An 11,796-nucleotide genomic window follows, 5' to 3' on the forward strand; every position below is an offset into this window, starting at 1 on the left:
CGGACGACATCGCGATGACCTCCTCCGACGCCATTCTCGCGCGGCTGATGCAGCTGCATCCCAAGGTCATCGACCTGTCGCTGGACCGGATGCACCGCATCCTGGCCGCGCTCGGCCACCCGGAACGCCGCATCCCGCCGGCGATCCACATCGCCGGCACCAATGGCAAGGGCTCGACCCAGGCGATGATCCGCGCCGGGCTGGAATCGGCGGGCCTGCGGGTCCATGCCTATACCTCGCCGCATCTGGCGCAGTTCCACGAACGCATCCGCCTGGCGGGCGAGCTGATCCCCGAGGCGGACCTGGCCGCCGCGCTGGAGGAATGCGAGGCCGCGAATGCCGGCGCGCCGATCACCTTCTTCGAGATCACCACGGCGGCGGCCTTCCTCGCCTTCTCGCGCAGCCCGGCGGATTACACGCTGCTGGAGGTCGGCCTCGGCGGCCGGCTGGACGCGACCAATGTGATCGACGACCCGCTGCTGACCGTCATCACCCCGATCAGCATCGACCACACGCAATATCTGGGCGAAACGCTGGCCGAGATCGCCGGCGAAAAGGCCGGCATCCTCAAGCGCCGCGTGCCCTGCATCGTCGGCCCGCAGGACGCCGTCGCCCGCGAGGCGATCGAGCAGAAGGCCGAGCGGCTCTTCGCGCCGCTGCGCATCGCCCGCCAGGACTGGGACAGCCGGCGCGAGGGCGACGCGCTGATCTATCAGGACGAGCACGGGCTGATGGACCTGCCGCTGCCCGCCCTGCCCGGCCCGCATCAGATCGTGAATGCCGGCACCGCCATCGCCGCGCTGCGCGAACTGGGCTTCGGCCGCATCGAGGCCCGCGCCGCCGTGACCGAGGCGGAATGGCCGGCCCGCATGCAGCACCTGAGCCGCGGCCCGCTGGTCGAGGCGGCGGAAGGCTGTGAACTCTGGCTCGACGGCGGCCACAACCCGGCGGGCGGCGAGGCGGTGGCGGCGACGCTCGCGGCCATGGCGAAGAAGCCGACGCATCTGGTCTGCGGCATGCTGAACACCAAGGACGTCGCGGGCTACATGCGCCCGCTGGCCGAGGCGGCGCAAAGCCTGACCGCCGTGGCGATCCCGGGCGAGCCGAACACCCTGCCGGCCGAGGACACCGCCGCCGCCGCCGCCTCGGTCGGGCTCGCCGCCACGACCGCGCCCGATGCGCTGGCGGCGGTGCGGCGCCTGGCGGCGGACCAGCCCGGCGCGCGCATCCTGATCTGCGGCTCGCTCTACCTCGCCGGCCAAGTGCTGCGCGAGAACGGCTAGGCCGGCGCCACCTTCGGCGGAGGTCGGGGGCTCTGCCCCCGTCCCTGCGGGACTCCCCCGGGGTATTTGGAAAACGGAGAAAGCCGGGATTTGCCCGGGGCGCCGCCCAAGGCGAACAGGCCCGGTCAAAAACGCCCTGCCCGGAGGCCCGGACGACGGACGACATCTTCTCTGTTTTCCAAATACCCCGGGGGAGGCCGAAGGCCGGGGGCGGAGCCCCCTGGACCGCGCATCACGCCGCTAGGCCCGCCCCCAACCGGCATCGCGCATCTCGCGCAGGCGACTCGCGGTGCGCTCGAACTCGAAGGCGCCCTCGCCCTCGGCGTAAAGCCGCTCGGGCTCGTCCGCGGCGCTGGCGATCAGCCGCACCTTCGCCTCGTAAAGCGCGTCGATCAGCGTCACGAACCGCTTGGCCTCGTTATAGTTCGACTGCGACAGCCGCGGAATCGAGTCGATGAACAGCAGGTCCAGCGCCTCGGCCATGGCCAGGTAATCGGCCGGACCCAGCGGCTTGCCGCAAAGGTCCCAGAAGCTTGCCCGCCCGATGCGGCCGGCATGCTGCGGGATCTCGACCTCGCGGCCCTTGACCTCCAGCAACAGCGGCGGGGCCGCCGCGCCGGCGGTTTCCAGCCGCCACAGCGCGTCCATCCGGTCATGCGCCGCGGTGTCGGCGGGGATAAACCAGACCTGCCCGCCCTCATCGCGGTTCTGGCGGTGATCGGTGGCGCTGGCCAGCTCGACCACCTCCAGCCTCGCGCGGATCAGCGCGATGAAGGGCAGGAACAGCTGGCGGTTGAGGCCGTTCTTGTAAAGATCCTCTGGCACCCGGTTCGAGGTGGTGACGACGGTCACCCCCTCCTCGAACAGCACCTGGAACAGCCGGCCGACGATCATCGCATCGGCGATGTCGGTGATCTGCATCTCGTCGAAGCAGAGCAGCCGCGCCTGCTGCGCCACCGCCAGCGCCACCGGGCGCACGGCGTCCTGCTGGCCGGTCTTGCGCACCCCCTCCAGCGCCGCCTGGATCTCCTGCATGAATTCGTGGAAATGCACCCGGCGCTTGGCCGCGACCGGCGCGGCCTCCATCACCAGGTCCATCAGCATGGACTTGCCGCGGCCCACGCCGCCCCAGAGATAGATGCCCCGGACCGCCGGCGCCGGCGGAGGAGAAGCGGCGCCGCGCAGCCGCGACAGCAGGCCCTTTTTCTGCGGCGCCGCGGCGGGCGCGGCCGCCAGGTCCCGCACCAGCCGGTCCAGCACCGGCAGCACGCCGCGCTGCGCCGCATCGGGGGCCAGCCGGCCCGTCGCCACGCGGGCCTCGTAGAGTTCGGATACGCTTGCCATATCCGCCCCCTGCCAAAGAAAGGACCGGCCCGCAAGGGCCGGCCGGAGATTTCCGTCGATTTCGCTAAGGTTCAGCGCCCGCGGCGCTGGAAGCTGCCGCGCGGATCGGGACCGGTACCCAGCCAGTTCTGCGTCACCAGCGCGATCTGGTTCACGATCTGCACCCGCTGGGTCAGGCCCCGGGCATCCGCCTCGTCCCCGGCGGTGCCGACCAGCGCCGGGAATTCCGCCTTGACCGGCTGCGGCTCGGTCAGTGCGGCGCCGGTGCGGGCATCGAAGACCTGCACGCTGTATTGGATGTTGTGCACGCCGGAATTCTGCAGGTTCTCGCGCACGACGGGGGTGATGGCATGGAACTGGCCCAGCGTGGCCACGATGCGCACGCGGGTCTTACCGCGCAGGCCGGCAGCGCCCTTCTCGATGCCTTCGCGGAGGATGGCGGCGGCCTGGGCGCGGCGGTCTCCGGCCGGCTCGCCATGCCAGACGATGTCGAAATCGGGGGTGTAGCTGTTTTCCTCGCTGGTGGTCAGGGTCTCGGGCACCGCGACATCGACCGAGGCGACGCGCCAGCTGGCGGTCTGCGCCGGGTCGAGCTGTTCATAGGCGGTTTCCCAGGTGTTCGAGCAGGCGGCAAGGCCAAGCGTCAGGCCAAGCGCCAGAAGGGCGGGTTTCAACATGGGATGGCTCCTCGTTCGGGAAATGAATGACGGGCCGGCCGCGTGGCCGGCGGTTTGGAAACTGCGCCAAGGCCTCTGGCATGATCTTGTTTCTGAAAACGGCTGGATCAGAAAAGCGCCTCCCGCAAGGGACGGGTTGCGCCGCGCCCCGCGACCGGAGGGAATGTTTCCGGTCCGGCGCGAGAGTAATCGTGGATTTCCAATGCGCAAGAGATTCGCTTCGCATGAAGCGGTCTTGGCCGGAAGGGTGTCCGGCCGCATCGCGGGTGACGGCTGCGCGGTTTTAGACGATGGACTGGTTGCGGGTCTCGGCCCGGATGAACAGCGTGCCGATGGCGGCCAGCAGCAGCAGCGCCGCGAAGACGCCGATGGCGACCCCGAAGCCGCGCGCCACCACATAGCCCATGAGCGAGGGCGCCAGCAGCCCGCCCACCCGCGCCACCGCGCTGGCCGTGCCCATGCCGGTGCCGCGCAGGCCGGTCGGGTAAAGCTCGGGCGTATAGGCATAGAGCGCCCCCCAGGTGCCGAGCAGCGCAAAGCTCATCAGCAGCAGCGCGAGGGCGACCAGCCAGGGGCTGACGGCGAGGGTGAAGAGGAAGCAGCCCCCGGCGCTGAGCAGCAGGAAGATCTGCAGGGTGGGCTTCCTGCCCCAGCGTTCCACGCCATGCGCCGCCAGCGCATAGCCCGGCAGCTGCGCCAGCGCCATCAGCACCAGGAAGCCATAGCCGCGCACGAAGCCGAAGCCGCCCTTGGCCAGTTCCGCCGGCAGCCAGACGAAGACGCCGTAATAGGACAGCGAGACCAGGAACCAGGCGGCGAAGATGCCCAGGCTGCGGTTGCGCAGCTCGGGGCCGAAAAGCCGCGCCTCGGCGGTGACGGGCGGCGCGGTCAGGCGGGTGCCCGGCGGCAGGCCGCGGGCGCCGTTCGCGGTCAGCACCCGGTCGACGACCGCCCGCGCCCCGGCCTCGTCGCCCTTGCGCAGCAGATACATCGGCGATTCCGGCACCCAGAGCCGCAGCCAGATGCCGATCAGCGCCGGCAGGGCGGCGACGGCGAAGATCCAGCGCCAGGGCTCGGCCGCGCCCGCCAGATGCGCGATCCAGGCGGTCAGGGCGATGGCGATGGTGCCGATGGCCCAGAACCCCTCCAGCCAGACCAGCCAGCGGCCGCGGTTCCGGGGCGGCAGGAATTCGGCCATCATGGCGTAATCCACGGGCAGCGTGCCGCCGACCGCCATGCCGGTCAGGAAGCGCAGCAGCATCAGCGACCAGATGTCCGGCGCGAAGACCGAGGCGAGCCCGAAGACCGCGTCGCAGCCCACCGTCAGGAATAGCACGTTGCGCCGTCCCACCCGGTCGGCGATGCGCCCGAACAGCGTCGCCCCCGCGAACATGCCCAGAAAGAACAGCGTCCCGGTCTGCAGGGCCTGCGGCACGGTCAGCCCGAAGCTCGCCGCGATCGAGGCGGCGGTGAAGCCGATGGCGATGACCTGCATCGCGTCCGCCGCCCAGACCAGGCCAAAGATGCCCAGCAGGCGCTGCTGGAAACGGCCCGCACCGCCCTGGGTCAGGGCCTCGTCGATGGTCAGGTTCATGGCTTTCTCCGCTGATCGGACTGCCGCGCAGTGTTGCGACGCTCGCCGCCATGTCCACAGGAAAACGCGCCCGGCCGGGCTGTTTCGCGCAAGGTGATGCAGCGCGGACCGCAGGCCGGACGAAAAAGGGCCGCCCCGAGGGACGGCCCCTTCGCGCGAAGGCCCCGCTAAAGCGCGACCTCGAAGCTTGGCAGCCAGCGTTCCAGCGCGAATTCCATGCCGCCCCAGGACACGGTCCGGATCAGCGTGCTGCAGATCAGCCCGCGATGCGCGCCATAGCCGCAGCCCGCGGCATCGGTCAGCCTCCGGTAATCGGTCGGGTCGCGCTGCATGGCATAGCGCACCGCCGTGACCGGGCCCGCGACGTCCAGCAGGATGGTCCCGCCCGAGACGCCGGCGGCAATGATGGCGCCGCCGCCCGTGACCTCAAGCCCCAGATGCTCCGGATCGCCGCCGTAATCGGCATAAAGCCCGGGCGCGATGGTCAGCGCCTCGTCCTCGCGGACCGAGACGGGGATGGCGATCCGGTCGCCCGTCCGCGTGGCGGGGCCGGGCAGCAGGTTCCAGGCCCGGCCCGCCGCGACCTCGGCTGCCGCCCAGGCCCCGACCTCATAGGCGCGGACATATTCGGACCAGAGCTTGTGGACGCCCTTGTCGTCGCTGTTGTCGATCTTGTAGGGGTAAAGCGGCCCGACCAGCACGCCGCCCTTGGCGCGGACGAAATCCAGCTGGTCCAGCTTGCAATGATGCAGGTTCGTCGCCGCGCCCATCATGTAGCCGCCGGTCTGCTGGACGAAAAGCACCGGCGCCTCGGCCTGGCCGGTCCGGCGCCGGACCTGTTCGACCATCTGCCCGCAGGTGACCTCGGCCGCAGCCGACCACCAGCCGCGCGGACGGGCAACATCGGCCTCGCCCTGGTTCAGGAAGATGCGCGGCACCCGGATCGCCTTGCCCTCGGCGGCAAAGACCCGCACGGCCTCGGCCAGCCACAGCTCGGCATTGGCATGGGGAGTGACCACGCCCTCGACCCCCGAGCCCGGATCGTCGTCCAGGTTCTGGATCGACTGGCCGCCGGCATCGTGGAACTGGAAGGCGACCGCCCCCGCCAGCCCGTCGCGCAGCATGGCGCAGGCCAGGACCGCGCCTTCGGGAACCGAGCCCTGCACCAGCATCGGCCCATATCCCGCCGCAGGGACGGCGGGATCATAGCCGGCCAGCAGCGGGTTGGCGACATGCGTTACCGCCACGCCATCCGCGCGGCGCAGCCCGGTCAGCATGAGCGCGCCGGGATTGGCGGCGCCGCCGAACACCTCGCGCCACCGCTGGCCGTTCGGCGCGAGATCGGGCCCGAAATTCGCGCCAAGCGCCAGCGACTGGCCGCGGGCCAGCATCAGATCGACGGTATTCCCCGGCGCCGTCACGCCGAGCGAAAATCCGCGATCACCTCTTCGAAGCCGGCGGCAAAGACTCCTCCGGCCGGCCGGGCGAACAGCGCCGCCCGCATCAGCGTGCCGCGGACATACTGGCCGGTGCGGACGGTGACGTAATTCAGCCCCGGCGTGCCGGCCGGGGTTTCCGAGAGCATCGCGCCCGACGGCGTATAGGCGCGGACGCGCTGCGCGGCATTGTCGATCTCGATCCCGACCACGAATTCCTGGCCATAGGGCACCGGGCCAAGCGCGATGGTGCGCGGCATCCCGTCATGATAGCGCGCCTGCAGCGTGCCGTTGTTGTTGTGAATCGCGAAGGTGCCCCCGCTGGGATTGGCGGCGAAAAGCTGCGCCACGCCCGAGCCGTAGCTGTCGATCACCATGCGCAGCACGATGAAGGCCGCGTCGATGCCGCCGGTGGTCAGCCCGCCCGCCTGCAGTGACCGCCCGTCCTCGAACCGGATCCCGGCCGGGGTCATGGCGATGGCATTGCCCGAACCCGTCGCCGCCAGGTTCCAGCCGCCATTGCCGCCATTCGTCACCCCGGTCACCGCCGCGGCGGTGCCGGCATAGGCCGCGCCCGGGTGAAGATAGCCCGCCGCCTGCGAGTAATCGATGCTGGTCGCCTGCGGCTCGGCCACCTGCAGCAACGCCGTCTCGGCCTCCGCCGTTCCCGCCGCATTGCTCCAGCTGACGGCAAGCGCATATTCGCCCGGTTCGGACAGCACCATGCGCAGATCCGGGTCGAGCCGGTCGCGGACCGAGCTGCCGTTCAGGGTCAGGTCCCAGCTCGCCGCCGCCGGGGGCGCGGCCTCGGCCGCGCCCAGATCCAGCGCGATGCTGTCGCCGATCCCGGCGCCTTCGGGCAGAATCGCCGGCTGGCGGATGACGGCCGGCGCTACGGCCGGCGGCGCGCCCTCGATCAGGGTCACGCCGCGGGCATCCAGCAGCGCGGCCGGCCGGCCGCCATGCCAGATGCGCGTCACCCCGTCGAAAAGCGCGCGCTCCAGCGTGCCCTGGATCGCCGGCGGGGACTCGCGCCCGTCCACCACCACGAGATCGTTCTGGCGCCTCTGGTTTTCCGGCATGGCCTGGTAGCTGTCGTAATCGGCGGCGAGGATCAGCCGGGCGAGGCCGGCCTCGCGCGCCGCCTTCAGGTTCTGGGCGCTGGTCTTTTCCAGGTCGCCCAGGGTGATCTCCAGGCCGGAGGCCAGAAACAGCGCCTTCGCCTCGAAGACCTTGGCCACATACTGGTTGTAGCCCTCGATGGTCCAGCTCGTGCCCGCCGTCTCGCCCTCGCCGTTCACGATCAGCGCCAGCGCCCATTCGCCCTGCGCATTCGTGGTCGCCTCGACCTTCTGCGTCACCACCCGCACCCCGCCGTCGAAAATGTCCGAGCCCTGCAGCGTGGCGACGATCTTGCCCGCGGCGACCGGGGCGAGCGTCGCGTCCACCAGCACCCCCCTGACTGTGGCTTTGTTCGGCATCTGTCCCTCTCCTCATCCGAATGGCCGGGCCATTATCCGGCAGAGGCGCCGGCGTTGCCGCAAAGGGCCGTGCAACGGGCGGCTAGGGCGCCTCCCCGGCCGGCAGGCCGCGGCTCTGGCGCCAGAGATCGGGCGTGCTGCCCTCGGTCTCGCGGAAGACGCGGATCAGGTGCGAGGCGTCGCAGAAGCCGGTCTCCTCGGCGATGCGGGTCACGGTGCGGTCGGTGCGCGCCAGCAGCATGCGCGCCTGCGCCAGCCGGATGCGGATCGAGGCATCGGCCGGCGGGATGCCCAGGTCGGCGTTGAAATGCCGCTCGAGCTTGCGCCGCCCCACACCCAGATCGCGGGCAATGCGCGCGATCGGCAGCGGCGCGTGCAGGTTCTGCTGCATCGCCAGAAGCGCCCGCCGCACCAGAGGGTCCCGCGCATGCAGCTCAAGCGGAAGACCAGGCTGAGGACGGTCTCCGGCCCGAAAAGCAGAAACCCCGGACAAGCCAACGCAATACATTGACTTGTCCGGGGTTTCTGGTGCCGGTGAAGGGACTCGAACCCCCGACCCCATCATTACGAATGACGTGCTCTACCAGCTGAGCTACACCGGCATATGCCGCGCCGGATAGCAGGTTACGGCGCGGCCGAAAAGGGGGGATCAGTATTTTTTCCCTGCGATCTTCGCCTCCTCAGGCTCGGGCGGTTCGACATCGGGGCGCACCGGCAGGATGTCGCCCTGCGCGGCGACCAGCGGCTGGCGCTCGGACTCGGGCGGGGCGGCCTCGGCCTGGGCAGCTGCCGGTTCGGGCTCGGGGTCGGTGACGGTCATCGCGGGTTCCGCCCCGGCCGAGACCGGCGAAACCCGGCGATAATCCGATTCGCGCGGCACCATGCCGGGCGAGACGTCGGCGATCTCGACCGGGGGCGGGGCGTCTGGGGAAGGCTGCGCCCCGGGCTGCGGACCGACCATGCCGGGCGACGGCGCGCCGGCGGGCTGCGAAGCCGTGGCAAGCGGCGTCGGAACCCGCACCGCCCCCCCCGCCCCATGCCTGTCCCCGACCAGCAGCGGCAGCATCTCGGCCCCGTTCGCGGCCGGCGCGCTCCAGACCGGGCTGTCCGGCTCGCGCCAGGTCAGCGTATCGAAGCCGCCGCAGCTGTCGCAGGTCGGGGACCAGTCCGCCATGACGTTGTGGCACTTGTCGCAGACCCATTGCGGGCCGCGGCTGGCGACCAGCGCCCGCGCCAGAATGCCGCGCACCACCGCGTCGTCCGAGCCTTCGCCGCGCTCGACGGCGGCCAGGATCGACAGCGAGCGCACCGTCGGATGCTTCTCGGCCAGATCGCCGAGCGCGCGGCGGGCGCCGGGGAAATCCTCGGCGGCCAGCAGCAGTTCGGCGCGCAGCAGCCGGGTTTCCTCGTGATCCGGGTTCTGCCGCATCAGGTCCTCGAAACGGCGCAGCCGCGCGGCCGGCTTCTCGTCCGGCACGATCTCGGCATAGGTCGCGGCGATCGCGGGATGCGGGCGCACGCTCCAGGTCTTTTGCAGCACCCGGCCGGCGTTGCGGGGATCGTTCTGGGCGATGTAGCTGCGCGCGGCCAGCACCGCGGCCGGGATCAGGTCCGGGCTGGCCCGGTTGGCCGAGATCGCGGCCTCGCGCGCGCTGATCGAATTGCCCTCGGCCAGCACCTCGGACGCCTCCTTCAGCGCCAGCACGGCATCGCGGCGGACATGCACGTCCTTGGGCAGCTGGCCCTGCTTGCGCTTGTCCTTGAGCACCGCGCGCGCGCCCTTCCAGTCGCCCTCGCGGGTCTGCAGCTCCAGCAGCATGTCCTGGACCTCGCCGTGCTTGGGCTTCAGCGCATAGGCCTTTTCCGCCAGCTTCAGCGCGGTGGCGGTGTCGCCCTCGGCCAGCTTGTGGTGCATCAGCCCGCGCACCCCGACGAAGCGGGTGCGCGGATCCGAAAGCAGCCGACGATAGATCTCGGCCGCCTTGGCGCGGTCGCCGGCCACCTCGGCGGCCTGCGCCGCCAGAAGATCGGTGACATGCGGCTTGTCGAGGAATTTCGCCGCCTTCGCCGCCTTGTCCTGCGCCAGCCGGCCCTCGCCCGAGGCGACGGCCAGCATGCCTTCGGACAGGGCGTCGTAGCCCTTGCGCTCGCGCGAGCGGGCGAAATAGCGGTTGATCGCCGTCTCGTCGCCCAGCAGGAAGCGCAGGAAGGCCAGAAGCAGGGCCAGCAGCCGCACCACGGCCCAGCCCAGCACCACCACCACCAGCGCCGCGATCACCAGCTGCACCGGCCCCAGCGTGTATTCGGTGCCGCCATAGACCATGCTCAGGCCGTGGCCGGTTTCCGAAAGCTGCATGGCGCCCAGCGTCAGAACCAGCACGATGGCGAAGAAGATCAGGATTTTCAGTGCCGAAAGCAGCATGGCGCGCCCCTTACATGCTGCCCGCGGCCAGAGCGGCCAGCGCGGCATTGGCTTCGATCCAGGTCCGGGCGCGGGAGGTCCAGCCGGCCATCGCCGCCTGAGCGGATTGCGGCAGGGTGGCGATCTCGTCCAGCGCGCCCTTGATGTCGCCGGCATTCACCGCCGCATCGGCGCGCGACAGGATGGCGTCGGGATCGCCGCCCTCGCGCGGCTCGACCGAGCGGGCGCCGGTCTGCACCCGCAGGAAATTCCCGATGACGCCCAGCGCGCCCTCGGCCTCGGGCGCGTCGCGCAGCGCGGCGGCCAGGCCCTCGCGCGCGGCGGTGGGAAAGCCCGCGCGCAGCTGGCCCAGCGTCGGCACGTCGCCGGCCAGCACGGCGGGCGGCTCGACCCCGGCGGCGCGCAGGTCGGCCAGCGCCTGATCGCGCGGGCCGCCGGTCTCGAGCGCGGCCTGCAGCGCGGCGGCGGCGGTGGCGGCCTGGGCGCGGCGATTGGCCGCCTCGGCGCTTTCCTGCAGGGTCGAGGCCTGCGCCTCGGCGGCGGCGATGCGCTTCTCGGCCTCCTCGGCCGCGGCGGCGATCTGCACCTGCAGCGCCTCGGCCTGGGCGGCAAAGCCCTGGATCTGCTCGGCGGTGGCCGTATCGGTCGCCGGACGCGCCGCAAGCTCGTCGATGCGGCCCTGCTGCGCCGCCAGCCGCGCGGTCAGCTCGTTCAGCACTTGCTGCAACCCGTCGCTGTCCTCGCCCGAGACCACCGGCGCCACGACGGGACGCGCGGCCAGTTCGGCGACGGCCTTTTCCAGCGCGGCCAGCTTTTCCCCCTGCGCCTGCAGCGCCTCGGCCTGGCCGGCCTGGGACTGCCCCTCGGCATCGGCCAGCGCCTGGCGCGCCGCATCCGCCCCGGCCTCGGAGGCGCGGTTGGCAAAGGCGTCGGCCTGGGTCTGGATCTCCTCCCGCGCCGCCTCGATGGCGGCCTCGCGGGCGGCGGCGATCTGGGCCTCGGTCGGGGCGGGATCGGTCCCGACCGGCTGCCAGGCGGGCGGCAGATGCGGAATCGCCCACCAGGCCGCCGCGGCGCCCAGGCCGGCGGCGACGACGCCGCCCAGGAAGGTCGGCGCGAAACCGGCCTTGCGCACCTCGACCACGCGGGTTTCGACCTTGGCGGGCTGCGGCTGCGAAACGGCCGGCTTGGGCGCTTCGGCCGGCCCGGCATCCGACTTGCCGACCGGCGGCACGGTGCCCGGCTTCGCCTCGGCGGCGGACGGCGGCACGGCGGTTTTCGATTCGGCGGAGGGCTTGCCGGTCGCCGGCTTGGGCGCGGCGGCATCCGGGCCGGTGCCGCTGCCGACCAGCCTCGATTCGATCTGCGGCTTGGGCTCGGGCTTCAGGGCGGCGGCGCCCTCGCCGGCGCTGACCGGGCGGCTGTCGATCGCCGCGCCCGAAACCGCTTTTTTCTTTCCGTCTTTTCCGGGGCTTGCCTTGTTCTCGCTGGAATTGGTTTCTGGCTTCTTCACAATTCTTCCCCGTTCCCTTTCGTGTCGCAGCCCGGCTGCCGGGGCA

At 71.4% G+C, this 11,796-nt stretch carries 9 protein-coding genes and 1 tRNA gene; 1 reads left to right on the top strand and 9 read right to left on the bottom strand.

The window, feature by feature from the left end; genetic code table 11:
- Nucleotides 1-14 precede the first annotated feature (14 nt).
- Entirely contained in the window at nucleotides 15-1,283 is a 1,269-nt protein-coding gene (locus LOS78_RS15390; protein ID WP_230377392.1) for a folylpolyglutamate synthase/dihydrofolate synthase family protein, read from the top strand.
- Between the two features lie 240 nt (nucleotides 1,284-1,523).
- Here LOS78_RS15390 and zapE read toward each other — a convergent pair whose 3' ends face one another.
- The 9 genes from zapE to LOS78_RS15435 form a co-directional block, all read right to left on the bottom strand.
- Nucleotides 1,524-2,627, bottom strand: a complete 1,104-nt coding sequence (gene zapE, locus LOS78_RS15395) for a cell division protein ZapE (RefSeq protein ID WP_230377393.1) — start codon at nucleotides 2,625-2,627, stop codon at nucleotides 1,524-1,526.
- A gap of 71 nt (nucleotides 2,628-2,698) precedes the next feature.
- On the bottom strand, nucleotides 2,699-3,304 hold the full coding sequence (locus tag LOS78_RS15400; RefSeq protein ID WP_230377394.1) for a DUF6778 family protein: 606 nt from the start codon (nucleotides 3,302-3,304) through the stop codon (nucleotides 2,699-2,701).
- A gap of 283 nt (nucleotides 3,305-3,587) precedes the next feature.
- The gene (locus LOS78_RS15405; protein WP_230377395.1) at nucleotides 3,588-4,898 is read right to left on the bottom strand and encodes an MFS transporter; all 1,311 of its coding nucleotides are present in this window, start codon (nucleotides 4,896-4,898) and stop codon (nucleotides 3,588-3,590) included.
- Nucleotides 4,899-5,065: 167 nt separating this feature from the next.
- Entirely contained in the window at nucleotides 5,066-6,319 is a 1,254-nt protein-coding gene (locus tag LOS78_RS15410; RefSeq protein WP_230377396.1) for a hypothetical protein, read from the bottom strand.
- Nucleotides 6,316-7,815, bottom strand: coding sequence for a hypothetical protein (locus tag LOS78_RS15415; protein ID WP_230377397.1), 1,500 nt, complete (start codon nucleotides 7,813-7,815; stop codon nucleotides 6,316-6,318). The genes LOS78_RS15410 and LOS78_RS15415 overlap by 4 nt, the downstream gene beginning before the upstream one ends.
- An 82-nt stretch (nucleotides 7,816-7,897) precedes the next feature.
- Nucleotides 7,898-8,227: a helix-turn-helix domain-containing protein gene (locus LOS78_RS15420; RefSeq protein ID WP_028713298.1), complete on the bottom strand. Its 330-nt coding sequence runs from the start codon at nucleotides 8,225-8,227 to the stop codon at nucleotides 7,898-7,900.
- Between the two features lie 114 nt (nucleotides 8,228-8,341).
- Nucleotides 8,342-8,417, bottom strand: a tRNA-Thr gene (locus LOS78_RS15425).
- A 47-nt stretch (nucleotides 8,418-8,464) separates the two neighbouring features.
- The gene (locus LOS78_RS15430; RefSeq protein ID WP_230377398.1) at nucleotides 8,465-10,237 is read right to left on the bottom strand and encodes a heme biosynthesis protein HemY; all 1,773 of its coding nucleotides are present in this window, start codon (nucleotides 10,235-10,237) and stop codon (nucleotides 8,465-8,467) included.
- A gap of 10 nt (nucleotides 10,238-10,247) precedes the next feature.
- The gene (locus LOS78_RS15435) at nucleotides 10,248-11,750 is read right to left on the bottom strand and encodes a hypothetical protein (RefSeq protein WP_230377399.1); all 1,503 of its coding nucleotides are present in this window, start codon (nucleotides 11,748-11,750) and stop codon (nucleotides 10,248-10,250) included.
- Nucleotides 11,751-11,796: the final 46 nt, after the last annotated feature.

The organism is Paracoccus sp. MA (assembly GCF_020990385.1).
GTDB lineage: Bacteria > Pseudomonadota > Alphaproteobacteria > Rhodobacterales > Rhodobacteraceae > Paracoccus.

Bases quoted from the DNA above. Each gene is read 5' to 3' on its own strand.
- LOS78_RS15390 (WP_230377392.1), top strand. From the start codon at position 15: ATGACCTCCTCCGACGCCATTCTCGCGCGGCTGATGCAGCTGCATCCC.
- zapE (WP_230377393.1), bottom strand. From the start codon at position 2,627: ATGGCAAGCGTATCCGAACTCTACGAGGCCCGCGTGGCGACGGGCCGG.
- LOS78_RS15400 (WP_230377394.1), bottom strand. From the start codon at position 3,304: ATGTTGAAACCCGCCCTTCTGGCGCTTGGCCTGACGCTTGGCCTTGCC.
- LOS78_RS15405 (WP_230377395.1), bottom strand. From the start codon at position 4,898: ATGAACCTGACCATCGACGAGGCCCTGACCCAGGGCGGTGCGGGCCGT.
- LOS78_RS15415 (WP_230377397.1), bottom strand. From the start codon at position 7,815: ATGCCGAACAAAGCCACAGTCAGGGGGGTGCTGGTGGACGCGACGCTC.
- LOS78_RS15430 (WP_230377398.1), bottom strand. From the start codon at position 10,237: ATGCTGCTTTCGGCACTGAAAATCCTGATCTTCTTCGCCATCGTGCTG.